Annotated in this window: 24 protein-coding genes and 1 other annotated feature; of the genes, 8 read left to right on the top strand and 16 right to left on the bottom strand. The window is 52.8% G+C overall.

The genetic code is table 11. From position 1 onward, the window contains the following. Positions 1–60 precede the first annotated feature (60 nt). Entirely contained in the window at positions 61–1,983 is a 1,923-nt protein-coding gene (dnaK, locus tag KQJ18_RS02405; protein WP_038637064.1) for a molecular chaperone DnaK, read from the bottom strand. A gap of 384 nt (positions 1,984–2,367) precedes the next feature. On the opposite strand from dnaK, the gene KQJ18_RS02400 reads away from it, so the two are divergent. The 3 genes from KQJ18_RS02400 to satP all read left to right on the top strand — a co-directional run bounded on the left by KQJ18_RS02400 (position 2,368) and on the right by satP (position 4,233). Then, a complete protein-coding gene (locus tag KQJ18_RS02400) occupies positions 2,368–2,772 on the top strand; it encodes a DUF2541 family protein (protein ID WP_085048343.1) in 405 nt (134 codons plus the stop codon). Between the two features lie 32 nt (positions 2,773–2,804). Then, the gene (msyB, locus tag KQJ18_RS02395) at positions 2,805–3,518 is read left to right on the top strand and encodes an acidic protein MsyB (protein WP_038637060.1); all 714 of its coding nucleotides are present in this window, start codon (positions 2,805–2,807) and stop codon (positions 3,516–3,518) included. Between the two features lie 148 nt (positions 3,519–3,666). Further along, on the top strand, positions 3,667–4,233 hold the full coding sequence (gene satP, locus KQJ18_RS02390) for an acetate uptake transporter (protein WP_006686623.1): 567 nt from the start codon (positions 3,667–3,669) through the stop codon (positions 4,231–4,233). Positions 4,234–4,267: 34 nt separating this feature from the next. On the opposite strand, the gene KQJ18_RS02385 is transcribed toward satP, so the two are convergent. From KQJ18_RS02385 to tal, 3 genes are all read right to left on the bottom strand, one after another. Continuing rightward, on the bottom strand, positions 4,268–5,575 hold the full coding sequence (locus tag KQJ18_RS02385) for an MFS transporter (protein ID WP_087857633.1): 1,308 nt from the start codon (positions 5,573–5,575) through the stop codon (positions 4,268–4,270). 124 nt (positions 5,576–5,699) lie between these two features. Then, a complete protein-coding gene (mog, locus tag KQJ18_RS02380; RefSeq protein ID WP_216421342.1) occupies positions 5,700–6,287 on the bottom strand; it encodes a molybdopterin adenylyltransferase in 588 nt (195 codons plus the stop codon). A gap of 110 nt (positions 6,288–6,397) precedes the next feature. Continuing rightward, positions 6,398–7,351, bottom strand: a complete 954-nt coding sequence (gene tal, locus KQJ18_RS02375) for a transaldolase (RefSeq protein WP_005124064.1) — start codon at positions 7,349–7,351, stop codon at positions 6,398–6,400. Between the two features lie 274 nt (positions 7,352–7,625). On the opposite strand from tal, the gene KQJ18_RS02370 reads away from it, so the two are divergent. After that, entirely contained in the window at positions 7,626–9,056 is a 1,431-nt protein-coding gene (locus KQJ18_RS02370) for a sodium:alanine symporter family protein (protein WP_085048344.1), read from the top strand. A 77-nt stretch (positions 9,057–9,133) separates the two neighbouring features. Next, a complete protein-coding gene (gene yaaA, locus KQJ18_RS02365) occupies positions 9,134–9,907 on the top strand; it encodes a peroxide stress protein YaaA (RefSeq protein ID WP_042312480.1) in 774 nt (257 codons plus the stop codon). Between the two features lie 84 nt (positions 9,908–9,991). Here yaaA and thrC read toward each other — a convergent pair whose 3' ends face one another. The 6 genes from thrC to yjjY form a co-directional block, all read right to left on the bottom strand. Beyond that, positions 9,992–11,278, bottom strand: coding sequence for a threonine synthase (gene thrC / locus KQJ18_RS02360; RefSeq protein WP_038637048.1), 1,287 nt, complete (start codon positions 11,276–11,278; stop codon positions 9,992–9,994). 3 nt (positions 11,279–11,281) lie between these two features. Beyond that, the gene (thrB, locus tag KQJ18_RS02355; RefSeq protein WP_038637046.1) at positions 11,282–12,211 is read right to left on the bottom strand and encodes a homoserine kinase; all 930 of its coding nucleotides are present in this window, start codon (positions 12,209–12,211) and stop codon (positions 11,282–11,284) included. A 1-nt stretch (position 12,212) separates the two neighbouring features. Next, positions 12,213–14,675 (bottom strand): bifunctional aspartate kinase/homoserine dehydrogenase I, encoded by a 2,463-nt coding sequence (gene thrA / locus KQJ18_RS02350; RefSeq protein WP_216421339.1) that lies wholly within the window; start codon positions 14,673–14,675, stop codon positions 12,213–12,215. Positions 14,676–14,698: 23 nt separating this feature from the next. Then, positions 14,699–14,825: a sequence feature (Thr leader region), on the bottom strand. Next, a complete protein-coding gene (gene thrL / locus KQJ18_RS02345; protein ID WP_032337689.1) occupies positions 14,755–14,820 on the bottom strand; it encodes a thr operon leader peptide in 66 nt (21 codons plus the stop codon). Its footprint overlaps the feature before it by 66 nt. A gap of 206 nt (positions 14,826–15,031) precedes the next feature. Continuing rightward, entirely contained in the window at positions 15,032–15,718 is a 687-nt protein-coding gene (locus KQJ18_RS02340; RefSeq protein WP_137351363.1) for a tRNA/rRNA methyltransferase, read from the bottom strand. A 398-nt stretch (positions 15,719–16,116) separates the two neighbouring features. Continuing rightward, entirely contained in the window at positions 16,117–16,257 is a 141-nt protein-coding gene (gene yjjY, locus KQJ18_RS02335; protein ID WP_042998021.1) for a protein YjjY, read from the bottom strand. 95 nt (positions 16,258–16,352) lie between these two features. Here yjjY and arcA point away from each other — a divergent pair, with 95 nt between their 5' ends. Continuing rightward, positions 16,353–17,069, top strand: a complete 717-nt coding sequence (gene arcA / locus KQJ18_RS02330; protein WP_001194359.1) for a two-component system response regulator ArcA — start codon at positions 16,353–16,355, stop codon at positions 17,067–17,069. A gap of 60 nt (positions 17,070–17,129) precedes the next feature. Here arcA and creD read toward each other — a convergent pair whose 3' ends face one another. The 4 genes from creD to creA are packed head-to-tail and all read right to left on the bottom strand — an operon-like array spanning position 17,130 to position 21,148. Beyond that, complete coding sequence (creD, locus tag KQJ18_RS02325; RefSeq protein WP_216421338.1) at positions 17,130–18,491, bottom strand: cell envelope integrity protein CreD; 1,362 nt, start codon at positions 18,489–18,491, stop codon at positions 17,130–17,132. A 57-nt stretch (positions 18,492–18,548) separates the two neighbouring features. Then, positions 18,549–19,973, bottom strand: coding sequence for a two-component system sensor histidine kinase CreC (creC, locus tag KQJ18_RS02320; protein WP_216421337.1), 1,425 nt, complete (start codon positions 19,971–19,973; stop codon positions 18,549–18,551). Beyond that, the gene (gene creB, locus KQJ18_RS02315) at positions 19,973–20,662 is read right to left on the bottom strand and encodes a two-component system response regulator CreB (RefSeq protein ID WP_085048350.1); all 690 of its coding nucleotides are present in this window, start codon (positions 20,660–20,662) and stop codon (positions 19,973–19,975) included. Before creB ends, creC begins: the two co-directional genes overlap by 1 nt. A gap of 12 nt (positions 20,663–20,674) precedes the next feature. Next, complete coding sequence (gene creA / locus KQJ18_RS02310; protein ID WP_038637033.1) at positions 20,675–21,148, bottom strand: protein CreA; 474 nt, start codon at positions 21,146–21,148, stop codon at positions 20,675–20,677. Between the two features lie 211 nt (positions 21,149–21,359). Between creA and robA the strand changes: the two genes are divergently transcribed. Next, a complete protein-coding gene (gene robA / locus KQJ18_RS02305) occupies positions 21,360–22,229 on the top strand; it encodes an MDR efflux pump AcrAB transcriptional activator RobA (RefSeq protein WP_061382877.1) in 870 nt (289 codons plus the stop codon). On the opposite strand, the gene gpmB is transcribed toward robA, so the two are convergent. After that, on the bottom strand, positions 22,226–22,873 hold the full coding sequence (gene gpmB / locus KQJ18_RS02300; protein WP_069324097.1) for a 2,3-diphosphoglycerate-dependent phosphoglycerate mutase GpmB: 648 nt from the start codon (positions 22,871–22,873) through the stop codon (positions 22,226–22,228). The two genes, robA and gpmB, sit on opposite strands and share 4 nt — an antisense overlap. 52 nt (positions 22,874–22,925) lie before the next feature. On the opposite strand from gpmB, the gene yjjX reads away from it, so the two are divergent. After that, positions 22,926–23,441 carry an inosine/xanthosine triphosphatase gene (gene yjjX / locus KQJ18_RS02295; RefSeq protein WP_137346815.1) on the top strand — a complete coding sequence of 172 codons (516 nt, stop codon included), beginning with the start codon at positions 22,926–22,928 and terminating at the stop codon, positions 23,439–23,441. Positions 23,442–23,496: 55 nt separating this feature from the next. On the opposite strand, the gene trpR is transcribed toward yjjX, so the two are convergent. Next, positions 23,497–23,823: a trp operon repressor gene (gene trpR / locus KQJ18_RS02290; protein ID WP_003837292.1), complete on the bottom strand. Its 327-nt coding sequence runs from the start codon at positions 23,821–23,823 to the stop codon at positions 23,497–23,499. Positions 23,824–23,858: the final 35 nt, after the last annotated feature.

Genomic DNA, 23,858 nt, shown 5'->3' with positions numbered 1-23,858 from the left:
AGCACGGGCGAAGAGGAAACCTCTACGCCCGTGCCGATTAACTACCCTGCATCAGGGCGATTATTTTTTGTCTTTCACTTCTTCAAACTCAGCGTCGACAACGTCGTCATCTTTCGCATTGTTTGCAGAAGCATCAGCGCCTGCTGCACCAGCCTGCTGCTGTGCGTGCTGCTGCTGAGCGATTTCCATCAGTTTCTGGGAAACCTGAGCCAGCGCCTGCATTTTCGCTTCGATATCCGCTTTGTCTTCGCCTTTCAGAGACGTTTCCAGCGCGGTCAGTGCAGACTCAATGGCAGTTTTGTCGTCAGCCGGCAGCTTGTCGCCTGCTTCTTCAACCTGCTTACGAGTGCTGTGCAGCAGATGGTCGCCCTGGTTACGAGTCTGAACCAGCTCTTCGAACTTACGGTCAGATTCTGCGTTCGCTTCTGCTTCGCGAACCATTTTCTGGATTTCTTCTTCGTTCAGACCAGAAGAAGCCTTGATGGTGATCTTCTGCTCTTTACCGCTGTTTTTGTCTTTCGCGGAAACGTGCAGGATACCGTCGGCATCGATATCAAAGGTAACTTCGATCTGCGGCATACCGCGCGGAGCCGGGCTGATACCATCCAGGTTAAACTGACCCAGATCTTTGTTATCGGCAGCACGTTTACGTTCACCCTGCAGCACATGGATGGTTACCGCAGACTGGTTGTCTTCAGCGGTAGAGAACACCTGGCTGTGCTTGGTCGGGATGGTGGTGTTTTTCGCGATCAGTGGCGTCATCACGCCGCCCATGGTTTCGATACCCAGAGACAGCGGGGTAACGTCCAGCAGCAGTACGTCTTTCACATCACCAGTCAATACACCACCCTGAACGGCAGCACCGATTGCCACGGCTTCGTCCGGGTTAACGTCTTTACGCGGCTCTTTACCGAAGAATTCAGCAACTTTCTTCTGCACCATCGGCATACGCGTCTGACCACCAACGAGAATAACGTCGTTGATATCAGAAACAGACAGGCCAGCGTCCTGCAGAGCAACTTTCAGCGGCTCGATAGAACGGTTAACCAGGTCTTCAACCAGGCTTTCCAGTTTCGCACGGGTCACTTTGATGTTCATGTGTTTCGGACCAGTCGCGTCTGCAGTGATGTACGGCAGGTTCACGTCGGTCTGCTGAGCGGAAGACAGCTCGATCTTCGCTTTCTCAGCGGCTTCTTTCAGACGCTGCATCGCCAGCGGGTCATTACGCAGGTCGATACCCTGATCTTTCTTAAACTCGTCAACCAGGTAGTTGATCATACGGCTGTCGAAGTCTTCACCACCCAAGTGGGTATCACCGTTGGTTGCCAGAACTTCGAAGGTTTTTTCGCCGTCAACTTCGTCGATTTCGATAATAGAGATATCGAAAGTACCACCACCGAGGTCATATACCGCGATAGTGCGGTTGCCGACTTCTTTATCCAGACCGTAAGCCAGTGCAGCTGCGGTTGGTTCGTTGATGATACGTTTTACTTCCAGACCTGCGATACGGCCGGCGTCTTTGGTTGCCTGACGCTGAGCATCGTTAAAGTATGCAGGTACGGTGATAACCGCTTCAGTTACCGGTTCACCCAGGTAATCTTCAGCCGTTTTCTTCATTTTCTTCAGCACTTCTGCAGAGATCTGCGGCGGTGCCATTTTCTGACCTTTTACGTCAATCCAGGCATCACCGTTGTCAGCACCGATGATTTTGTACGGCATGATGGCTTCATCACGCTGTACTTCTTCGTCCTGGAAGCGGCGGCCAATCAGGCGTTTAATCGCAAACAGGGTGTTTTGCGGGTTTGTCACTGCCTGACGTTTAGCCGGCTGACCAACCAGAGTTTCACCATCCTGGGTATAAGCAATGATAGAAGGCGTGGTGCGATCGCCCTCGGCGTTCTCCAGCACACGTGCAGTAGTGCCATCCATAATCGCTACACAAGAGTTGGTAGTACCCAGGTCGATACCAATAATTTTACCCATCTAAACGTCTCCACTAAAAATTCGGTCATCATGTGGTTGTGAATCTGTAATAAGGGCGAAACGTGCGGTTTCAACTACCCTGAATCGTTTTTTTTCAGACTCACCACTGCGGTTGACTACTAAGTGGGGTCGTAACCCACTTCATCAAGGGGGGCATGAAAAATTTTTTTAGCGCAGAAGCAATAAATTTGCCGAAAAAAGGCACAAAACTACAAAAAATGAATAATCGCCAATCAAAATTAATTCATAAAGCCAATTAATAAAGCGCTGTTATTCACATAGAAATTGTAATAAAAAGAAAAGATTACGTGAATGAATCGTTTTTCTGTCGGCGGTAAACTAGCGCGAAGCCACGCACTTTTGCAGCCGTCAAAGAGAAATTTCATGAAATCCGTTTTAACCCTTTCCGCCACCCTGCTTATGGGCCTGCTGTTGAGCAGCGCCGCTCACGCTAACGATCATAAAGTTCTGGGGATGATTGCTATGCCGCGCAACGCAACTAACGATCTCACGCTCAAAATTCCCGTTTGTCGGGTGGTGAAGCGTATTCAACTCACCGCCGATCGAGGCGATATTAACCTTAACGGCGCATCCGTTTACTTCAAAGCTGCGCGCACCTCCAGCCAAAGCCTGAACGTCCCGTCATCCATTAAAGAGGGACAAACCACTAATTGGATCAATATTAATAGCGACAACGACAATAAACGCTGCGTATCCAAAATCACTTTTTCAGGCCAGTCGGTAAACTCCTCTGACATGGCGACGCTTAAAGTCATCGGCGACGACTAACTACGCCCTTTTATTCAGAAGCCATAGAAAACATGAATGTCACGTATTTGCATGACGACGACCTCGACTTTCTGCAGCATTGCAGTGAGGAACAACTCGCCACGATTACTCGCCTGTTAACGCATAATGAAAAAGGGAAAGCCCGTCTGTCGAGCGTTCTGAGCCACAACGAATTATTTAAATCGATGGAAGGACACCCGGAACAGCACCGCCGCAACTGGCAACTGATCGCCGGCGAACTTCAGCATTATGGTGGCGACAGCATTGCCAATAAACTTCGTGGCCATGGAAAACTGTATCGGGCGATTTTGCTGGATGTTTCGAAGCGCCTGAAGCTTAAAGCCGACAAAGCGATGCCCACGTATGAAATTGAACAGTATTTGCTGGAACACTTTCTACGGAATGCCTGGCAAAAAATGGATGCGGACCATAAGCAGGAATTTTTGCAGGCCGTTGAGGCAAAAGTCTCTGAACTGGAAGAGTTACTGCCGCTATTAATGAAGGATCGCCATCTGGCGACTGGCGTTGCTCATTTGCTCTCCGGTCAGCTCACGCAGATCCTGCGTACCCATGCCGCAGTTAGCGTCATCGGGCATGGATTGCTACGCGGCGCAGGGCTTGGCGGCCCGGTCGGCGCGGCTTTAAACGGGGTTAAAGCGGTGAGCGGCAGCGCCTATCGCGTGACGATTCCGGCGGTGCTGCAAATCGCCTGTCTGCGCAGAATGATCAACAACACACAAGCGTGATGTCCATCACAGGGAAAATAATTCATTTTCCCTTTGTTAGATCATAGACAGTCCGCTCTCCCCTGATTATCATGCCGCGCCCCGAAGACAGTGATCGTTATTCGGGGAAACTATTTCACCATTCAATCAATGATGATTTTGAGGAATTATGGGCAACACTAAGTTGGCTAATCCGGCACCGCTGGGCCTGATGGGCTTTGGCATGACCACCATTCTGCTTAACCTGCATAACGCGGGTTTCTTCGCCTTTGACGTTATTATTCTGGCGATGGGCATTTTCTACGGCGGTATCGCGCAAATTTTTGCCGGGCTGCTGGAATATAAAAAAGGCAACACCTTCGGTTTAACCGCCTTTACCTCCTACGGCTCGTTCTGGCTGACGCTGGTTGCGATCCTGATCATGCCGAAAATGGGCCTGGCGGATGCAACCAACGGCCAGTTCCTGGGCGTATACCTGGGTCTGTGGGGCGTGTTCACACTGTTCATGTTCTTCGGCACGCTGAAAGCTGCGCGTGCGCTGCAGTTTGTCTTCCTGAGCCTGACGGTGCTGTTCGCGCTACTGGCCGTGGGCAACATTGCAGGTAACGAAGCGATCATCCATGTTGCCGGCTGGGTTGGCTTAGTGTGTGGTGCAAGCGCCATTTACCTGGCGATGGGCGAAGTGCTGAACGAACAGTTTGGCCGTACCATCCTGCCGATTGGTGAAGCGCACTAATCTGACGCTATCCCCCCGGACGGGGGGATATTCCTTACAAGCGCTGTAACTCTCCCTGCACGCTGGTATCGCGATGATAAATATCCTGTCGCAGCCAAATCCCCAGCCCTAACCCCACCAGCGATAACGCCAGTACATACCAGGCTGGAGCCATTGGCGACACGCTCATTAACATCGTCACAGCGATTGGCGTCAGACCACCAAAAATGGCGTACGAAACGTTGTAAGAAAACGAGATGCCGGTAAAGCGGACTTCCGCTGGAAACGCTCGTACCATGACATAAGGCACAGCCCCCACCACGCCAACGCACAAGCCCACCAGCCCATACAACAAGAACAAATGCTGAGGATGGCTACCGGTCAGATGATAGAAAAGCCAGCTCGAACAGGCCAGCAGCAGGCTACCGACAATAAAGGTTTTGCTGGCGCCAACCCGGTCGACAATAAACCCGGCCAGCAGACAACCGACGCACAGCATAATGGTCGCGACGCTGTTGGCTTGTAATGTCAATGCTGGCGCAAAGCCATACTGTTTCTGCAGCCAGACTGGCGACATCAGGATCACCACCACGATCCCGGCCGATAACAGCCAGGTCAGCAGCATGGAAATGACCACCGCTTTTTTATGTTTTCTCACCACCGACTTTACCGGTAGCTCTTGCGCCAACGCTTTACGCTGCTGCATTTCGAGGAAGATGGGCGTTTCCTGCAGCCAGCGGCGCAGATACATCGCCACCAGCCCAAACACGCCGCCCAGCAGGAAAGGAATACGCCAGCCGTAGTCATGCACCGCTTGCTGCGTCAGGCTGGTGTTCACCAGCGTTGCAACAACCGACCCCAACAGAATCCCCACAGTAAGCCCGGCAGTCAGCGTGCCGCAGGCGATACCGATGCGACGCTCCGGTACGTGTTCCGCCACGAACACCCACGCCCCCGGCACTTCGCCCCCAATGGCTGCGCCCTGCAAAATGCGCATCAGTAATAACAGTAACGGCGCGAGGATCCCCATTGAGGCATAGGTAGGCAACAAGCCAATCGCCAGCGTCGGTATCGCCATCAACAAAATGCTCAGGGTAAACATTTTCTTGCGTCCGACCAGGTCGCCAAAATGCGCCATAATGATGCCGCCCAATGGACGCGCCAGGTATCCGGCGGCAAAAATGCCGAAGGTTTGAACCTGTCGTAGCCATTCAGGGATATCGGCCGGGAAGAAAAGTTCGCCAACAACCGCGGCAAAGAAGACGAAGATAATGAAATCATAAAACTCAAGCGCCCCGCCGAGGGCAGCAAGCGTAAGGGTTTTATAATCCTGGCGATTCAGGGGTCGAGTGTGTTGTGACATAGCAAACCATGAGTCAGTGGAGTAATTGAATATGTCTGTCGATATATGTAAATCAAAAATTACTATATCGTAAACAATTCAATACTCCACCTTCATTGTTACTTATATCACGACCAGGCTACTTTCAGACATTTGTATCGCGGATCGCGCTTTTAGGGCGAAAAGATGCTACTACTGCCGGTGCAGTCTCGACATAAGGTCCATCTAACAGCTGTATACAATACGGTACACTTGCAAAAATGCCTGGCACGATGACCTTACCATCGGCATCTTTCACGCCTTCCAGCGTTTCTTTGATCGATTTCGGCTGCCCAGGCAGATTCAGGATCAGCGCCTGTTTGCGAATCACGCCAACCTGACGGGAAAGGATTGCGGTTGGCACAAAGTGCAGACTTATCTGGCGCATTTGCTCACCAAAACCAGGCATCTGGCGGTCGGCTACGGCCAGCGTAGCGTCTGGTGTTACGTCGCGACGTGCCGGCCCCGTTCCGCCGGTCGTCAGTACCAGATGACAGCTCATTTCATCAACCAGCTCGCATAAGGTTTGTTCGATGATCGCCTGTTCATCCGGGATCAGCCGTGTTTGCAGCTCAAAAGGGGTTGTTAGGGCTGATGCCAGCCACTCTTCAAGGGCCGGGATACCTTTATCCTGGTAAACGCCGCTGGAAGCACGATCAGAAATGGACACCAGGCCAATGCGTAAAGTATTCATGATTATTCCGTTTAAACAGTCTCGTTAAACAGAATGATACACTGCGAAAGAAAGGACAGACAGGTTTCAGAAGAGGTAGCGTGACCCCTGTCAGGGCCACGCCGAAATGATTACAGCAGATCGCCGATCATTTTTTCCAGTTTGCCCTGGTCTACAGCAAACTTACGGATACCGTCCGCCAGTTTGTCTACAGCCATTGGATCCTGGTTGTGCTGCCACAGGAACTCAGCTTCAGTGATACGTGCAGGACGCGCTTTCACTTCGCCAGAGAAGGACAGTTTACGTTCGATAGCGCCTTCGCTTTCCGCCAGCTCTTTCAGCAGCGCCGGTGCAATCGTCAGACGATCGCAGCCCGCCAGCTCGATGATTTCACCGATGTTACGGAAGCTCGCGCCCATAACTACGGTTTCGTAACCGTGCTGTTTGTAGTACTCGTAAATTTCCGTTACGGAAACCACGCCCGGATCTTCTGCCGGTGCATACTCTTTCTTGTCGGTGTTGGCTTTGTACCAGTCAAGAATACGACCAACGAACGGAGAAATCAGGTATACGCCAGCTTCTGCACAAGCGCGCGCCTGCGCGAAAGAGAACAGCAGAGTCAGGTTACAGTTGATGCCTTCTTTTTCCAGTTGCTCAGCGGCACGAATGCCCTGCCAGGTTGAAGCCAGTTTGATCAGAATGCGATCGTTGCTGATGCCAGCATCGTTGTACAGTTTAATCAGACGTTTTGCTTTCGCGATGGATGCGTCGGTGTCGTAGGACAGGCGAGCGTCAACTTCTGTGGAAATGCGACCCGGGACCAGTTTCAGGATCTCCAGACCAATGTTTACCGCCAGTTTGTCGGTCGCGTCGACGACCTGCTGCGCGCGGTCGTTGCTCTGCTGCTTAGCCCAGGCTACAGCGTCATCAATCAGCTTGCGATATTCCGGGATCTGCGCTGCGTTAAGAATGAGAGAAGGGTTAGTTGTGGCATCCTGAGGCTGATACAGCTTCATTGCCGCGATGTCTCCGGTGTCGGCCACTACTGTGGTGAACTGACGAAGGGAGGTCAATTTGTCCGTCATGATAGTGATTCTCTTTAAACAGCTTGTTAGGGGGATGTAACCGATCTTCCCTGATGATAGCACGACGCACTCTCAGCGCAACCGCCTGTATTGTCCGACCTGCCGCTCAGCCCTGATTACGCAGCTCAAAGCCTGAGATGCGCAATTAAGGGATATACCTGTTGTTATGATAAACTCCCGTAATCAATCTACTTAGAAGGTATATACTGGTCGATAATTGGTAGCGCTTACATGGGATTATTCGCGCTTACCGGCATCAACAAGAGGGATGTTAATGCCTGATTTTTTCGCATTTATTAATGAAATACTCTGGGGCTCGGTAATGATCTACCTCCTGCTTGGCGCAGGATGTTGGTTCACCTGGCGTACGGGGTTCATCCAGTTTCGCTACATTCGCCAGTTTGGCAGAAGTCTTAAAAACAGCATCAGCCCGCAACCGGGCGGTTTAACTTCCTTTCAGGCTTTATGCACCAGTCTTGCCGCGCGGATCGGCAGCGGAAATCTGGCGGGCGTGGCGTTGGCAATCGCCGCAGGCGGCGCGGGAGCCGTTTTCTGGATGTGGGTCTCGGCAGTCATTGGGATGGCAACCTCGTTTGCCGAATGCTCACTTGCGCAACTGTATAAAGAACGCGACAGCAAGGGACAGTTTCGCGGCGGTCCTGCGTGGTATATGGCGCGTGGACTGGGTATGCGCTGGATGGGCGTGCTTTTTGCCATCTTTTTACTCATCGCATATGGACTGATTTTTAACAGCGTGCAGGCAAACTCGGTCTCGCGCGCACTTGCTTTTGCCTTCGATATCCCTCCCCTCTTCTCCGGTATCGCCCTGGCTATCGCATCATTACTGGTCATCGTCGGCGGTATTAAAGGCGTTGCCCGTCTGATGCAATGGTTTGTTCCGGTGATGGCTCTGTTGTGGGTCGGTTGTAGCCTCGTCATCTGCCTTTGGCATTTCGCTCAGCTTCCCGACATTATCATAACCATCGTTAAAAGTGCCTTTGGCTGGCAGGAAGCCGCCGCCGGCGCCGCCGGGTATACGCTAAGCCAGGCCATTGCCAGCGGCTTTCAACGCGGTATGTTCTCGAATGAGGCCGGAATGGGCTCAACCCCGAACGCCGCCGCCTCGGCTGCGTCATGGCCTCCGCATCCTGCGGCACAAGGCATTGTGCAAATGATCGGTGTTTTAGGCGATACGCTGATTCTTTGTACGGCCAGTGCGATGATCGTTCTGCTGGCGGGTAATGGCACCAGTTCTATCCCCATTGAAGGCATCCAGTTGCTGCAGAGAGCGATGGTCTCGCTGACGGGTGAATGGGGTGCCGGATTCGTCGCCTTTATTGTGATCCTGTTTGCCTTTAGCTCTATCGTCGCCAACTACATCTACGCGGAAAACAACCTTATTTTCCTGAAGCTGGACAATATCCGGGTAATTTGGCTATTACGTATCGCGACCGTGAGCACCGTTGTCGGCGGCACATTACTCAGCTTCCCGCTGCTCTGGCAACTTGCTGACATCATCATGGCCTGTATGGCCATCACTAACCTGACGGCGATTTTACTGCTCTCACCGGTTGTCCATACCCTCGCCAGCGACTATCTGCGCCAGCGTAAACTCGGGGTGCGCCCGGAATTTGATCCGCGCCGTTATCCTGATATCAGGCAGCAGCTTGCGCCCGAAAGCTGGGATGAAACGCCGCGTGATTAACGCGGCAATCGCAACCATCGATCAATTCTGTCCATTTTTTTGCTAAAGTCGCAGTAAATTTCCTGCAAGGACTGGATATGCTGATTCTGATTTCACCTGCAAAAACGCTCGACTACCAAAGTCCGCTGGCAACCACACGCCACACGCTGCCCGAACTGCTGGATCACTCGCAGCAGCTTATTCACGTGGCGCGACAACTCTCCGCGCCGCAGATTGGCAAACTGATGGGAATTAGCGACAAGCTGGCGGATCTGAACGCCACCCGTTTCCATGACTGGCAGCCCGATTTCACACCGGAGAATGCGCGTCAGGCTATTCTGGCGTTTAAAGGCGACGTTTATACCGGGCTGCAGGCTGAAACCTTCAGCGAAGCGGATTTTGACTTCGCTCAGCAGCATTTACGCATGTTGTCCGGGCTGTACGGCGTGTTGCGTCCGTTGGATTTGATGCAGCCTTACCGTCTGGAGATGGGCATTCGTCTGGCTAATCCAAAGGGGAAAGATCTTTACCAGTTCTGGGGCGATACCATCACCGACAAACTTAACGAAGCGCTGGAAGCGCAAGGCGACAGCGTGGTGATTAACCTCGCATCAGATGAATATTTTAAATCTGTGAAGCCGAAAAAGCTGAACGCCGAACTTATCAAACCGGTCTTCCTCGATGAGAAGAACGGTAAGTTCAAAGTCATCAGCTTTTATGCCAAAAAAGCGCGTGGCCTGATGAGCCGCTACATCATTGAAAATCGCTTAACTCAGCCAGAGCAACTGACGGCATTTAACAGTGAAGGCTATTTCTTTGATGAAGAAGCGTCAGGGAATGGCGAACTGGTGTTTAAACGCCACGAGCAGTAGTGTACATGCCGGATGGCGGCTAACGCCTTATCCGGCCTACAGGTTTTGCAGGCCCGCTAAGCACAGCGCCAGCGGGCACCACCGTTAACCGCGGGTCATCATCAGCTTACGTAGCGCAGCAAAATCAGCAGGCAGGTGATGAGAGAGCAGCGGCAAATCAGCGCGCTCCGCCAGCTCTTTTGGCAGAGCCAGCGTAAGCTCAAGAATCTCTTCAACGCTTTCCTTAAACTTCGCCGGATGCGCAGTGCCGAGGAACAAGCCATACTCGCCAGGATTCAACTGGTCACGCAGCGCACGGTAAGCCACCGCCGCATGCGGTTCTGAGGTGTACCCCATTTCATGCAGCTCGCGCATCGTATCCTGAGTGGTAGCATCGTCAACGGCGGCATACCCCAGCTCATTCAGACGCCAGATTTTACGGCGGAACAGTTCTTCCACACGCGGCCAGTTGTTCGGCTGGCTGACATCCATCGCGTTGGATAACGTCGCCTGCGTCGCCTTCGGCGCCCACTCGCCTTCTGCAAGGAAGCGTGGAACCGTATCGTTGACGTTGGTCGCCGCAATAAAGCGCTTCACCGGCAAGCCCAGCGATTTCGCCAGCAGTCCGGCGGTCAGATCGCCAAAGTTGCCGCTGGGAACGGAAATAACCAGCTGGTTGCGCGCTTCTTGCGGCAGTTGAGCCACAGCTTCAAAGTAGTAACAGATTTGCGCCAGCAGACGGCTGATATTGATTGAGTTAGCCGAGTTCAGCCCCAGCGCCACCTTCAGTTCTTCGTCATCAAACGCCTGTTTCACCAACGCCTGGCAAGCATCAAAATCACCATCAATAGCGACGGTTTCAATGTTACCGCCCAGCGTACAGAACAGTTTTTCCTGTAATGGGCTGATCTTGCCGCTCGGGTAGAGGATCACCACGCGAACGTTCGGCAGACCATAAAACGCATGCGCCACGGCAGCACCGGTATCGCCGGAGGTCGCCGTCAGAATCGTTACCGGTTTGTCGCCGCTGATGTGCGTCAGCATCTGCGCCATAAAGCGCCCGCCAAAATCTTTAAATGCCAGTGTAGGACCGTGGAACAGCTCCAGACAGCCAATGTCCGCTGCAACCTGAGCAACCGGCGCCGGGAACGCAAACGCCGCGCGTACGCGCTCTTCCAGGATCTCCTGCGAGATCTCGTCGCCAATAAATGCGGAAAGGATCTTAGCGCTGCGGCTAACGAAGTCCTGGTTCAGCATCTCATCCACTTCTGTCAGATTGAATTCCGGCAGATCGTGCGGAAAAAACAACCCCTGATTCTTGCCAAGCCCTTGCGTGACGGCCTGCGCAAAGCTGACCTGTTCGTTATGATCTTTCAGATTATAGAGTTTCATTGATTATCCCAGTACCCGTGCGCCTGCCGTGTCCAACCGGCAAATATGAACAAAGCCTTCCTGATTTTGCAGATAATGTTTAGCCAGCCAGTCTGCAACACGCTGCGCCGTATCCGGCTTATCGCACAAGGCGAACAGCGTCGGCCCTGACCCGGAGATCCCGCTGGCCAACGCGCCGATTTCCGCTACCGCCTGACGCGCCTGGCTGAAGCCTGGCAGCAAGCGGGTACGATACGGCTCAGCGATGACATCTTTCATCAGCTTCGCGGCCAGAAGAGGCTGACGGGAATAGCAGGCATGGATAAACCCTGCCAGATGCCGCCCGTGGGCGATGCAGTCCTGACGGCGATACTGCGCAGGTAAAATGGCCCGCGCTTCCGCCGTCGACACTTTAATCCCCGGATACGCCAGTACCCACAGCCACTCATCAAAGCCTGGCACCTGCTGGCTGATAATGCCGTTTTCTTCGATCATTAACTGCATACCGCCCAAAAAGCACGGGGCAACATTATCGTAATGAATACTGCCGGAGATACGTCCTTCCAGCTCTCCCATGATCGCCAACAGGCGCGTGTCGTTGAGCGGTTTCCCACAGTGCTCGTTCATGGCGACTAACGCCGCCACAACGGAACAGGCGCTGGAACCTAACCCGGAGCCAATCGGCATATTTTTTTCCAGCGTCATTGCCACCGGAACGGTTTTACCCAGCTCCTGACAGAATCGCTCCCAGCACTGATAGACGATATTTTCTCGCGGCTCAGAAGGCAGTTTGTCAGCAAAGCGCCCAAGATTATTCAGACTGAACTGGTCGGCTGGCTCAACAGAGACCACATCACCCAATAGCGAACCGTCTACGGGGGTTACCGCCGCCCCGAGCACATCAAATCCGACGCTCATATTGGCGCTGGAAGCCGGGGCATAAACTCTTACCATGTCAGACTCCTAACTTCCATGAAAGGGTACGTAGCAGGTCGGCAAATACGCCCGCCGCCGTTACGTCATTACCTGCGCCGTATCCGCGCAGCACCAACGGTAACGGCTGATAGTAATGGCTATAGAACGCCAGCGCGTTTTCACCGTTTTTCACTTTGAACAGCGGATCGTTGCCGTCTACTGCATCAATTTTCACGCGACAGACACCGTCCTCTTCAATATTGCCAACATAGCGCAATACTTTCCCCTCATCACGAGCTTTCGCCACGCGCGCGGCAAAGGCGTCATCCAGTTGCGACAACTTCGCCATAAAGGCGGGAACATCACCGGAATCATCAAATTCTGTTGGCAGGACCGGTTCAATGACAATGTCAGACAGCTCCAGCTCACGGCCGGTTTCACGGGCCAGGATCAGCAGCTTACGCGCCACATCTGTACCGGAAAGATCATCACGCGGATCGGGCTCGGTATAGCCCAGCTCACGCGCCATAGTGGTCGCCTGCGAGAAGTTCATGCCTTCATCCAGCTTGCCAAAAATAAACGACAGCGAACCGGAAAGGATGCCGGAGAATCGTTGCAGTTCATCGCCTGCGCTGAGCAGGTTTTGCAGGTTTTCAATAACCGGCAAGCCCGCGCCCACGTTGGTGTCGTACAGGAATTTACGTCGCGATTTCGCCGCAGCAAAACGCAGTTGATGGTAGTAATCCATCGACGACGTATTGGCCTTTTTGTTCGGGGTGACCACATGGAAGCCTTCGCGCAGGAAGTCGGCATACTGATCCGCCACCGCCTGGCTTGAGGTACAGTCGACAATCACCGGATTGAGCAGATGATATTCTTTCACCAGACGAATTAAACGCCCAAGGTTGAAAGGCTCTTTCGCACACTCCAGCTCAGACTGCCAGTTTTCCAGATTCAGACCGTGGACGTTGGTCAGCAGGGCCTTCGAGTTCGCCACGCCGCACACGCGCAAATCGATATGCTTGTTTTTCAGCCAGGTTTGCTGACGTTTAAGCTGCTCCAGCAGCGCACCGCCCACCCCACCGACGCCAATCACAAACACTTCGATCACCTGATCGGTATTGAACAGCATCTGATGGGTCACGCGTACGCCGGTGGTGGCGTCGTCGTTGTTCACCACCACCGAAATAGAACGCTCAGAAGACCCCTGGGCGATCGCCACGATATTGATGTTCGCACGAGCCAGCGCGGCAAAGAATTTCGCCGAGATGCCGCGCAACGTGCGCATACCGTCGCCAACCACCGAGATGATAGCCAGACGCTCAGTCACCGCCAGCGGCTCCAACAGACCTTCTTTCAGCTCGAGATAGAATTCATCCTGCATCGCGCGCTGCGCACGCGCGCAGTCGACCTGCGGGACACAGAAGCTGATGCTGTATTCTGAAGAGGATTGCGTGATCAGCACCACCGAGATGCCTGCACGCGACATCGCGGCGAAAACGCGCGCCGCCATGCCCACCATACCTTTCATTCCTGGGCCGGAGACGCTAAACATCGCCATGTTATTGAGGTTAGAAATGCCTTTTACCGGCAAGTCATCGTCATCACTGCTGGCACCGATCAGCGTACCGGGCGCTTGCGGATTGCCGGTATTTTTAATCAGGCACGGGATCTGGAACTGGGCAATAGGGGTAATGGTGCGCGGATGTAGTACTTTAGCGCCGAAGTAAGAAAGCTCCATCGCTTCCTGATAAGACATCGACTTCAGCAGTCGGGCATCGGGTACCTGACGCGGATCGCAGGTATATACGCCGTCGACATCGGTCCAGATCTCGCAACAGTCCGCACGCAAACAGGCGGCCAGTACGGCGGCGGAGTAGTCAGAGCCATTACGCCCCAGCACCACTAACTCACCTTTTTCATTCCCGGCGGTAAATCCGGCCATCAGAATCATATGGTCCGCTGGAATACGGCTGGCGGCAATGCGGCGCGTAGACTCGGCGATATCAACAGTAGATTCGAGGTAATGGCCAACCGCCAGCAGTTTCTCAACCGGGTCGATGACCGTCACGTTGTGCCCGCGCGCTTCCAGCAGGCCAGCCATGATGGCGATCGACATTTTTTCGCCACGGCAGATAAGCGCGGCATTGATGCTGTCCGGGCACTGCCCCAACAGGCTGATACCGTGCAAGACGTGCTTAATCTGAGCAAATTCTTGTTCAACCAAGGCTTTGAGCGGAGCCAGCGGGAAACCCGCCTGCGCGGCGGCAAGACCAGCTAAAAGCTCTGAGAAAATGCGTTCGGCATCGCTGATGTTGGCTAAAGCATCCTGACCACCGATGGTCTTTTCAATCATCGCCACCAGATGGTTGGTAATTTTGGCAGGGGCAGAGAGAACGGTCGCGACCTGCCCCTGTCTGGCATTGCTTTCCAGAATGTCGGCAACCCGCAGAAATCGCTCTGCATTTGCCACTGATGTACCGCCGAACTTCAACACTCGCATGGTTTACCTCATTGCCTTTGGTCGAAAAAAAAGCCCGCACTGTTTAGGTGCGGGCTTTTTCTTGTGTTTCCTGTACGCGTCAGCCCGCACCGTTACCTGTGGTAATGGTGATGGTTGTGGTAATGGTGATGCTGATGCGTTTCATGATGTTGTGTGCTCTGTAATTATTATCTGTCTGTCTTGTATTCTTTTAGGGTTAAAGTATCTGCTGACCTAAGTCAATAAATTTTTAAATTGATCACATTCCGAAACTTGTTCATGAGCCACTGCTTGCCCTTTTACTTTCAACCAATACAGTATGTCCGACCCACTTGAAACCAAAACAAAACTCCAATTATAAGACATTAACCAGCATTTTATTTTGTTATGTTTTTTTCTATATCATGTAAAAAACGGTGCAGCATTGCCGTGTCTCGCTGCCCTAATAAGCCCATTCGCTGTTGCAGCCAGTCGGTGAGTTTGATGTCGTCAGAAACGTTCAGCGTGGCTAATAAACGTAAAACGCGCGCGCGCAACGCCTGCAACTGAAGTTCATCCGCTACCTCATTATTTTTGGCCGGTTGTTGTATTAAACCTGCTAATTGATAGCAATACACCATCACCGCCTGCCCCAGATTGAGTGAAGGGTAGTCAGCCACCATTGGTACCCCAGTAAGGATATCCGCCAGCGCTAATTCTTCGTTGGTCAGCCCGGAATCTTCGCGCCCAAACACCAGCGCGGCGTGATCCATCCACGCGGATTTTTCCTGCAACAGAGGAACGAGTTCGACCGGCGTGGCGTAATAATGAAACTTCGCCCGACTACGTGCCGTGGTCGCAACGGTAAAATCAACGTCGTGCAACGCTTCGGCAAGAGTTGGAAAAACGCTAATATTATCAATAATGTCGCCCGATCCATGTGCGACCCATCGCGTTGCAGGCTCCAGGTGGGCCTCGCTGTCCACGATCCGCAATTGAGTGAATCCCATGGTCTTCATCGCGCGGGCAGCCGCACCAATATTTTCCGCTCTGGCAGGGGCAACCAGAATAATTGTTAAACGCATTTCGATACTCTTTTGGCCAGTCGGCAGGTAATAATGTGACGCACATCAACATATTACGCAGCGCGAATTTACATATTTTTAACAGAAATCACTGAAAAAGGATTTCGCATCTAATAAAAAATGCTAAACTATTTCCAACCTGTACTATTGCTTTTTATGTTAACAGAAGTTGCATATCCTGCTGTTTATCCATGATAATTTAATTTAAAATGGATAGCATTGGTTGGATTCATTACATTTATTAATTAGCTCGTGCAACTAGTTGTAATATTGCAATTTTGTGATGAAAGCAAACATTTGGATGCGTTGATTTCATCAAACTGTTAACGTGCTACAATTGAACTTGATATATGTCAACGAAGCGTAGTTTTATTGGGTGTCCGGTACGTCTTAGCCTGTTATGTTGCTGTTAAAATGGTTAGGATGACAGCCGTTTTTGACACTGTCGGGTCCAGAGGGAAACTACCCACGACCAAGCTAATGATGTTGTTGACGTTGATGGAAAGTGCATCAAGAACGCAATTACGTACTTTAGTCATGTTACGCCGATCATGTTAATTTACGGCATGCATCAGGCAGGTCAGGGACTTTTGTACTTCCTGTTTCGATTTAGTTGGCAATTTAGGTAGCAAACATGCAGACCCCGCACATTCTTATCGTTGAAGACGAGTTAGTAACACGCAACACGTTGAAAAGCATTTTCGAAGCAGAAGGCTATGATGTATTCGAAGCGACAGATGGCGCGGAAATGCATCAGATTCTCTCTGAATATGACATCAACCTTGTGATTATGGATATCAATCTGCCTGGGAAAAATGGTCTCCTGTTAGCGCGCGAACTCCGCGAACAAGCTAACGTTGCGCTGATGTTCCTGACGGGCCGTGATAACGAAGTCGATAAAATTCTCGGCCTCGAAATCGGCGCCGACGATTACATCACCAAACCGTTTAACCCGCGCGAACTGACTATCCGTGCTCGTAACCTGCTGTCGCGTACCATGAACCTGGGTACCGTCAGCGAAGAACGCCGTAGCGTCGAGAGCTACAAGTTCAATGGCTGGGAGCTGGACATCAACAGCCGCTCTCTGATTGGTCCTGATGGCGAGCAGTATAAACTGCCACGCAGCGAATTCCGCGCCATGCTTCACTTCTGTGAGAATCCTGGCAAAATCCAGTCTCGCGCAGAACTGCTGAAAAAAATGACCGGTCGCGAACTGAAGCCACATGACCGTACCGTTGACGTGACTATCCGCCGCATTCGTAAACATTTCGAATCAACGCCGGATACGCCAGAAATCATCGCTACCATCCACGGTGAAGGCTACCGTTTCTGCGGCGACCTGCAGGATTAATTCGATCCTCACACGTACAAAAACGGCGCTTTATGCGCCGTTTTTCATTTCACCGCTCCGCTATTTCCATATACGTAATTCATCACTCTCAACGGGTTGCGGCTCAGGAAGCGCTTTCGACGTTGGTTTTGGCTGCGCCAGCGAGTACCAGTCAAGATGACGCGTCAGGAACATCACGCCACACAGCGCGAATAACAGCACGCTGGTGCCAAGCAGTAAAGAACTGTCCTGCGAACGGAGCAACACCCACATCACGCCATCCAGCCCCAGCAGCGCTACGGTGAACAAAATACTCTTGCGCCAACCCTGTAATATCGCCTGCAGATATACACCGTTCATCAATGCGCCCACAAGGCTTGCCGTAATCCACGCGGCGGTAAAACCAATGTGTTCTGACAACGCCAGCAGCAACAGATAAAACATCACCAGCGATAACCCCACCAGCAGGTACTGCATCGGGTGCAGTCGAAGGCTGGTCATGCTTTCAAGCACAAAGAAAGACATAAAGGTCAGCACAATCAGCAAAATGGCATATTTTGTCGCCCTGTCCGTCAATTGATACTGATCCGCAGGCGTGGCGACAGCGACGCTAAATGCAGGCATTCCCTCCCAGCCAATCTTTTCGCCATCAAAGCGTTCGCCGAGGTTATTAGCAAACCAACTGCTTTGCCACTGGGCATTGAATCCAGACTCACTGATTTCGCGCTTAGCCGGAAGAAAATCCCCAAGAAAGTTGGGATGCGGCCAATTGCTGGTTAAGGTCATTTCACTGTTACGGCCAACCGGAACGACGGAGAAGTCGCCGGTTCCGCTCAAATTAAGCGACAGCGCCATGCTGAGATTTTGCGCTGCCCAGCTCGCGTTGGGTAGCGGAATATGGATCCCCTGAGCACGACCCGCCAGACCCGTTCCTGGCTCCACGGCCAGCGACGTGCCGTTAACCATGGGGGATTTCACCACGCCGATCCCACGCGCATCCCCCACGCCCACCACTATGAACGGTTTGCCGATACTGACATTAGGACGGTTTAAATCACTCAAACGTTCAGCGTTAAACTCGGCTTTCACCGCCAAATCGTTATGCCAGACCTGGCCTTCATAAATACCAATTTTACGCGCTTCAACGTTTTGGCTTCCCTCGACGACCAACGATTCCGGTAACCAGAAATGGATATAGCTGCGCTTATGCTGGACCTCTTTACCCTCTTCCAGCTCGGTATAAAGTTCCGTCACCGGAATGGCAATCAACGGGCCAACCATCTTTTGCGGTCCGCTGGTGCTCTGGCGGATTGCATCTTCAACGTCATGGCGATAATCCGATCGCTCAACGATTATCTGCCTGACCATTGTCAGGGGAATTAACAACAGCAGCATAGCGCCGCCTAAGGTGACGATTTTCCAGAACAGGGGTGATTTCAACATAGCGTTCTCCTTTGCAATACCAGCAAGGTAGAACAGCTATGTGCGGGGAATTTGAAGTTATGTGAAGTGACGGTGAAGCGTAAACGAAGCCTGTGCCCCACCTTCCGGTCGATTGCGTAAGGTCACCGAGCCTGCATGCAGTCGCGCAACCTCACTGACAAACGCCAGTCCCAATCCGCTGCTCTTAAGCCCATTTTCACGGGGCAGCGAGTAGAAGCGTTCGAAAATACGCGGCAACGCAAAGTCAGGGATCCCGCTGCCGCTGTCGGTAACCTGCAACGTGACCTGATCCTCGTGCTGATGCGCACTGAGCACAATCGTCCCGTCCTGTGGCGTAAAGTCGATGGCGTTGTCGAGCAAATTCCCCAATGCCTGCTCCAGCAGCGCGGGATCGGCATCAATGCTAAGCGATGAAGGCATAATGGTCAGCGTGATGTTTTTTGCCGCCAGTTGCACGCTCCGGGCCTCTTTAAGCTGGGCAAACAGCGCATCTACCGCCACCGGCGTCAACGTAATGTCCTGGCGATTCTCCAGGCGCGCCTGGCGTAACAAGGTTTCAACCAGCGCCTGCATGCGCGCATTTTGTACCAGAATATTATCGGTAAAACGCGCCACCACGTTCGGCGGCGGGCCTTCGCGCAAAATTTCCGCCGCGCCGCGAATGGCCGCCAGAGGACTTTTGAGTTCATGCGTTAATGCATAAACGTACTGCTCAATATAATTCTTGCCCTCCAGCTTCAGACGCATACTTTCCAGCGCCTGCGCCAGTTTACGTAGCTCGCTGCTGCCTAAATCAGGTAGTGGGACGGGGCGATTCTCAGTAACGGAATCGGCATAGCGCGCCAGTCGGGCAATAGAACGGTTGATCCACCATACCATCCCCGCGCCAATCACTAAGGCGATCCCCAGCAATACCGCGCTGGCCCACAGCATCCGCCGTTCACTGCGTTTAATCACCGGCGCCATCGCCGCATTGGGTTTGCCAACGCTAAGCACCCCGATAATACGCCCGCCGTCAACGATCGGCGCGGCAACGTACATTACCGAACTTTCCGGATCGTTCGGATTCTGCAACGTACTGCGGGCGCCATACTGCCCACGCAACGTTAACCACACGTCATTCCAACGGGAGTAGTCCTGGCCGACCGCTTTGTTAGCGGAATCAAACAGCACCTTACCCTGCGCGTCCGTCATATAGACATGGTATTCATTACGCACTTTGTTAATGCCGCTGATATTGGCACGGAATGGGCGGTTATGCAGTTGGGAAAATGCCTGCGCCAGCTTACCGTTGGCGGGAGCGTCAGAGAGTAAATCATCACGCGCCAGCGCAGCCAGCAACGTGGCGGTATCAATCAATGTGCCTTCAGTCGCCCGGCGGACGCCAGGCTTAATTTCCTGCACAAAGATCGACAACACGAACCAGGCGGCAACGGCGACAATCAGGAAATAGCCGAGCAGCAAACGCATACCAATGCGCATCAGACGCTCCTCAGGCTGTATCCCATACCGCGATGCGTATTAATGGGCGAGATATCAGGGTTGATCGCCCGTAGTTTGGCTCGCAGCGTTTTGATGTGGGTATCGACCGTTCTGTCGAAGGTGTCCTGCGCATCGGCCCAGACTAAATCCATCAATTGCTGGCGAGAGTAAATGCGCCCCGGCGACATCAGCAGTGTTTTCAGCAACAGGAATTCATAGCGCGTCAGAGTTAACGGTATACCGAACCAGGTAATCTGCGCGGCCAGCTCATTAAGCTCAAAATCCCCGCAGCGCGTCGTTGTGGAAGGGGAGGCGAATTTTTGCACCCGCCGCAGCAGTGTACGTACGCGGGCGCACACCTCACGCGGCGAGAAGGGTTTGGCAACATAATCATCCGCGCCGATCTCCAGCCCCAGCAGGCGGTCCACTTCATCGCTGCGCGCGGTGAGAAAGAGGATCGGCAGCGCCGGATGACGTTCCAGCAGGCGTCGACACAGCTCAAAACCACTGATATCCGGCAGGCCGACGTCCAGAATTATCGCATCGGGGCATCTCTGGCGCGCATTTTCCAGCACCGGCAGCCCGCGCTCAAACGCTTCTACGCGAAAGCCTTCCTGCTGCAGCATGTAAATAAGCGTATCCGCGATGCCCTGCTCATCCTCAACCAACCAGATCAACGGCTGTTGCATTTTGCTTCCTTGTTATTGCCGCCACGGCATAATGGGCACAGCGCTGATGGCATTTTTGGGGGATCCATCAACCACTTTATCTGAATAGGCCAGATAGGCCAGCGCATTACGTTTTGCGTCATAAAAACGTACGACCTGTAAGGACTTAAACACCAGCGAGGTCCGTTTTTTAAACACCACTTCGCCTTGCGCTTTACCGTTCTTGATTCTGTCGCTCAGTTCCACCGGTCCTACCTGCTGGCAGGAGATGGCGGCATCAGAGGTATCCTCAGCCAGCCCCAACCCACCTTTGATGCCGCCGGTCTTGGCACGACTCACGTAGCAGGTCACATTGGTCACATCCGGATCGTCAAACGCCTCGACCACAATTTTATGGTCCGGCCCAAACATTTTGAACACCGTATCGACAGATCCAATCTGCTCCGCATGGGCAACTTGCGCCAACATCAGCAAAATTGAGGAAATGGCTAAGCTCTTATATTTCATATTGTTACCATTCTTAAAAGTTACTCTGGGTAATTATTCGACATTCTAAGATAAAACGTATACAGATCACAGGATTACAATAATCACGCTTTCGAATGTCCAAAAAAAGCATTTATGAGCAAAAAAAACACTGAATGCTAAAACAACAAAAAATGCTATTATCCTCATACCTGACGTCAGGTACTCGTTGTTGAAAGGATGAGGATATTTTATGGATCAGGCTGGCATTATTCGCGACCTATTAATCTGGCTGGAAGGTCATCTGGATCAGCCTTTGTCGCTTGACAATGTGGCGGCAAAAGCAGGCTATTCCAAGTGGCACCTGCAGAGAATGTTTAAGGACGTGACGGGCCATGCTATTGGCGCCTATATCCGCGCCCGTCGTTTATCGAAATCCGCAGTGGCGCTTCGCCTGACTGCGCGCCCTATTTTGGATATTGCCCTGCAATACCGCTTCGACTCTCAACAAACCTTTACCCGCGCGTTCAAGAAACAGTTTTCTCAGACTCCAGCGCTGTATCGCCGCTCGCCGGAATGGAGCGCTTTTGGTATTCGCCCGCCAATGCGACTCGGTGAATTTGCCATGCCTGCGCACGAGTTTGTGACGCTGGAAGATACGCAACTGCTGGGCACCACGCAAAGCTATTCCTGCTCGCTGGAACAGATTTCAGATTTCCGTCATGAAATGCGTATTCAGTTCTGGCGCGACTTCCTTGGCCATGCGCCTTCAATCCCGCCGGTGCTGTACGGGCTGAACGAAACGCGTCCGAGCATTGAAAAGGACGACGAACAGGAAGTGTTTTACACCACGGCACTGACGCCGGAACAAGCCAATGGCTATGTACCGGCGGCGCAGCCTATCCTGCTGCAGGGCGGCGAGTACGTAATGTTTACCTATGAAGGGCTGGGGACCGGCGTACAGGAGTTTATCCTGACGGTGTACGGCACCTGCATGCCGATGCTAAACCTGACCCGCCGTAAAGGGCAGGATATCGAGCGATACTACCCGGCAGAAGATGCCAAAGCGGGAGATCGCCCGATCAACCTGCGCTGCGAATTCCTGATACCGATTCGCCGCTAACGCTGCAGCTCATCCAACGCAGGGGCGTCCAGATGTGAGATGTCCCCTGCCGTTTCAACCACCCATCCCGGCGCAAGCCATAAACTTTCCTGGTAATCAACGCGGGAAATAGAGCAATTGCGCAGACGCAGGCGACGTTCGGCCCATGCCGGCAATCCCAGAATCGTACTCACCAGGCAGCCCAGCGCGATCCCGTGGCTCACCAACAGTGGGCGGCTCCCCTGCGGAAGGTCCAGGCAGGCTGCCAGCGCCGCGTTGACGCGATCGCTCAGCTCCTGCATCGATTCCCCTTCCGGAATACGCCCATCAACCGTACCGTTCACCAACTGACGACGCCAGCCCTCTTCTTCAGCCGTCAGCGTGTCGATATGACGTTTTTCCAGCACGCCCATATTCAGTTCACGCAGCCGGGAGTCATAAGTGATATCACAACCACAAGCCTGAGCGATGATTTCTGCTGTGCGTCGTGTACGACCTAAATCACTACTGATGACATGCGTAATACCCAACGAGCGGGCGCGTTCACCAACCTGCATGGCCTGCTGCTCACCTTTAGCGGTCAGTGGGCTGTCAGACTGGCCTTGAATACGTCGCTCGGCGTTCCACTGCGTTTCACCATGGCGAACAAGGTATACCTGTAACATGCTTTTTTTCCGTTATACTGCGATGCGATGAATTTTCAAACTGAGCTTTATTATGCACAAGGTTATCTCTGCTACCACCAATCCTGCCAAAATTCAGGCAATTCTCCGGGCATTTGAAGAGATTTTCGGGGAAGGATCCTGCCATATCGAACCCGTCGCCGTCGAGAGCGGCGTACCGGAACAGCCTTTTGGAAGCCAGGAAACGCGCACTGGCGCACGAAATCGCGTGGATAATGCGCGACGCCTGTATCCACAAGCTGATTTCTGGGTAGCCATCGAAGCTGGAATTGACGATGACGCCACCTTCAGTTGGGTGGTGATTGATAACGGCGTTCAGCGCGGTGAAGCGCGATCGGCCACGCTGCCGCTGCCCGCCGTTATTCTCGACAGAGTCCGCCAGGGAGAAGCGCTTGGCCCGGTGATGTCGCAGTACACAGGCATTGATGAGATTGGTCGTAAAGAGGGCGCGATTGGCGTATTTACCGCGGGTAAGCTGACGCGCTCAAGCGTTTACCATCAGGCGGTCATTCTGGCGCTTAGTCCGTTTCATAACGCGGTGTATTTATAGCATTGTGCCGGATGTTCAATCGTAGGCCGGATAAGGCAAAGCCGCATCCGGCGGATCAATTTTTCCCGAGCAGTACCTGCTCCAGCCACTGGCGCAGATCCACCGGCGCGGATTTCAGGCTGTTTGAACCGCGCGTAATGGTGGCGATGCCCGCCCCAAGCTCATTTTTCAGCTCGCGCTGGCTCATCTCGCCGCGCAACAGCTCTTCAATGATACGCACGCGCGTGCCCAACGCTTCGCGCTCATCCGGCGTCAACATCAAATTGAGTAGCGGCAGATGTAAATCTTGCTCATAGGCGTGTTTAAGTAAGTCGACAAAACGTAACCACTCCTGGTGACGCTGTTCTGCCATCTCTGCTGAATAGGGTGATTGCTGAGTCATAAGATATCGCCATCGTTGTGGGGGAAGCGTGCTTG

The organism is Citrobacter sp. S55_ASV_140, from assembly GCF_018919505.1.
Classification (GTDB): Bacteria; Pseudomonadota; Gammaproteobacteria; order Enterobacterales; family Enterobacteriaceae; genus Citrobacter; species Citrobacter werkmanii.
The sequence above is the reverse complement of the archived record's forward strand: the minus strand, read 5'-3'. Positions and strand labels throughout refer to the sequence as shown.

Bases quoted from the DNA above. Each gene is read 5' to 3' on its own strand.
- yjjY (WP_042998021.1), bottom strand. From the start codon at position 16,257: ATGACTAAAGTACGTAATTGCGTTCTTGATGCACTTTCCATCAACGTC.
- tal (WP_005124064.1), bottom strand. From the start codon at position 7,351: ATGACGGACAAATTGACCTCCCTTCGTCAGTTCACCACAGTAGTGGCC.
- mog (WP_216421342.1), bottom strand. From the start codon at position 6,287: ATGAATACTTTACGCATTGGCCTGGTGTCCATTTCTGATCGTGCTTCC.
- yaaA (WP_042312480.1), top strand. From the start codon at position 9,134: ATGCTGATTCTGATTTCACCTGCAAAAACGCTCGACTACCAAAGTCCG.
- yjjX (WP_137346815.1), top strand. From the start codon at position 22,926: ATGCACAAGGTTATCTCTGCTACCACCAATCCTGCCAAAATTCAGGCA.
- msyB (WP_038637060.1), top strand. From the start codon at position 2,805: ATGAATGTCACGTATTTGCATGACGACGACCTCGACTTTCTGCAGCAT.
- thrA (WP_216421339.1), bottom strand. From the start codon at position 14,675: ATGCGAGTGTTGAAGTTCGGCGGTACATCAGTGGCAAATGCAGAGCGA.
- arcA (WP_001194359.1), top strand. From the start codon at position 16,353: ATGCAGACCCCGCACATTCTTATCGTTGAAGACGAGTTAGTAACACGC.
- KQJ18_RS02400 (WP_085048343.1), top strand. From the start codon at position 2,368: ATGAAATCCGTTTTAACCCTTTCCGCCACCCTGCTTATGGGCCTGCTG.
- KQJ18_RS02370 (WP_085048344.1), top strand. From the start codon at position 7,626: ATGCCTGATTTTTTCGCATTTATTAATGAAATACTCTGGGGCTCGGTA.
- gpmB (WP_069324097.1), bottom strand. From the start codon at position 22,873: ATGTTACAGGTATACCTTGTTCGCCATGGTGAAACGCAGTGGAACGCC.
- satP (WP_006686623.1), top strand. From the start codon at position 3,667: ATGGGCAACACTAAGTTGGCTAATCCGGCACCGCTGGGCCTGATGGGC.
- creB (WP_085048350.1), bottom strand. From the start codon at position 20,662: ATGCAACAGCCGTTGATCTGGTTGGTTGAGGATGAGCAGGGCATCGCG.
- thrC (WP_038637048.1), bottom strand. From the start codon at position 11,278: ATGAAACTCTATAATCTGAAAGATCATAACGAACAGGTCAGCTTTGCG.
- KQJ18_RS02340 (WP_137351363.1), bottom strand. From the start codon at position 15,718: ATGCGTTTAACAATTATTCTGGTTGCCCCTGCCAGAGCGGAAAATATT.
- KQJ18_RS02385 (WP_087857633.1), bottom strand. From the start codon at position 5,575: ATGTCACAACACACTCGACCCCTGAATCGCCAGGATTATAAAACCCTT.
- dnaK (WP_038637064.1), bottom strand. From the start codon at position 1,983: ATGGGTAAAATTATTGGTATCGACCTGGGTACTACCAACTCTTGTGTA.
- creC (WP_216421337.1), bottom strand. From the start codon at position 19,973: ATGCGCATTGGTATGCGTTTGCTGCTCGGCTATTTCCTGATTGTCGCC.
- trpR (WP_003837292.1), bottom strand. From the start codon at position 23,823: ATGACTCAGCAATCACCCTATTCAGCAGAGATGGCAGAACAGCGTCAC.
- thrB (WP_038637046.1), bottom strand. From the start codon at position 12,211: ATGGTAAGAGTTTATGCCCCGGCTTCCAGCGCCAATATGAGCGTCGGA.
- creA (WP_038637033.1), bottom strand. From the start codon at position 21,148: ATGAAATATAAGAGCTTAGCCATTTCCTCAATTTTGCTGATGTTGGCG.
- creD (WP_216421338.1), bottom strand. From the start codon at position 18,491: ATGTTGAAATCACCCCTGTTCTGGAAAATCGTCACCTTAGGCGGCGCT.
- robA (WP_061382877.1), top strand. From the start codon at position 21,360: ATGGATCAGGCTGGCATTATTCGCGACCTATTAATCTGGCTGGAAGGT.